This window comes from Methylomonas rosea, assembly GCF_024505055.1.
Lineage (GTDB): Bacteria > Pseudomonadota > Gammaproteobacteria > Methylococcales > Methylomonadaceae > Methylomonas > Methylomonas rosea.
Map to the genome: position 1 here is coordinate 1 of NZ_JANIBL010000146.1, position 1,240 is coordinate 1,240.

At 52.8% G+C, this 1,240-nt stretch carries 2 protein-coding genes; one reads left to right on the plus strand and one right to left on the minus strand.

The window, feature by feature from the left end:
• The first annotated feature begins 194 nt into the window (after positions 1-194).
• Positions 195-764 carry a hypothetical protein gene (locus NP589_RS21525; RefSeq protein WP_256608804.1) on the plus strand — a complete coding sequence of 190 codons (570 nt, stop codon included), beginning with the start codon at positions 195-197 and terminating at the stop codon, positions 762-764.
• 27 nt (positions 765-791) lie between these two features.
• Here the strand turns inward: NP589_RS21525 and NP589_RS21530 are convergent.
• The coding region (locus tag NP589_RS21530; protein ID WP_256608805.1) for an IS3 family transposase at positions 792-1,240 on the minus strand (449 nt) is incomplete at its 5' end.

Sequence of the window (1,240 nt, forward strand, 5' to 3'; positions counted from 1 at the left end):
AGCTCTGTCTGCGCCTCGGCATAACCCGGAAAAATGGCTAATGGATTATTTGGGTTAAGCAAACACAACATGCACATTTTCGAAAAACTCGGCGGCCTCGCCATCATCGCGGGAGCATTGCTGCTCAGCGCCTACGCGGTCTTATTCCCGATCTTGTTACCGTTAGGGACGGGACCTTCGACTATGCAGAGGTCGTGCGCAGCCCCGGTTGGGTGCCTCTAGCCCTGGTGGCCTTCGCCGGCGTTTTAGCGTTGCTGGTTGGGTTCTACGCCGTTTATGCAAAAATGCGTGCCACGGCCGGTTTGCAGGGCGCCGTCGGCTTTTTATTCATCGAGGCGGCTTATTTGTTACAGGCTTGCAAGGTGACTTGGGAGTTATTTCTCTATCCCGTCATCGCCCGGTATCCGGAAACTGCCTTCCTGTTACGAGACGCCGTCATCAAAAACGATCCGGCGGTTTTGATATTTCGAATTTTGGCTTCGGCGACGATATTGATCGGTATCGTGTTGTTTTGCCTGTCGCTGTATCGTTCGACGATCTATCCCAAACCCGCGGCGGCATTGATCTTCGTTGGTGCAGCGGTTTATGCGTTAGGCCCTGCGATTTCGGTGTTCGTGTCTATCGTTGGAATTTTCACCTTTGCCGTGGGCTGTATGTTGCTTGGGGTATATAGCCTGGTGATGGCAAGGATTAAGTTTTTGAAACGAATGCTAGTGAGGTGGTTGTCACTGGGCTTATTCGGAACGCGCTTGGTCGTCTTGTGACGACCCAAACCGGTCTGTCTGTAGTGGTCAACTTTTTTCGGACACACAATTAGGTTGCTGTTCTGCCATTTTCATTTCATAGTCATTGGGCGGCAGGTAACCCAATGACGAATGCAAGCGCCGACTGTTGTAGAAATTGACCATGTAGTCAGTCACGTCGCGAATGGCCTCGCTGTGGTTGGCATACTGGCGGCGCCAGACTCGCTCCATTTTCAGATTGAGAAAGAATCGCTCCATGACCGCATTGTCCCAACAGTTGCCCTTGCGACTCATGCTGCCTTGGAAGTCATGGCGCGTCAGTAACTCCCGGTACTCGTGACTGGCGTACTGGCTGCCACGATCAGAATGCACGATCAGACCCGGTGGCGGTTGCCGCTGGGCAATGGCAATCTGCAAAGCGGTACAGACCAACTCCGCCGGCATATTGGGTGCCATGGCCCAACCGACAATTTTGCGTGAATACAGATCCAATACCT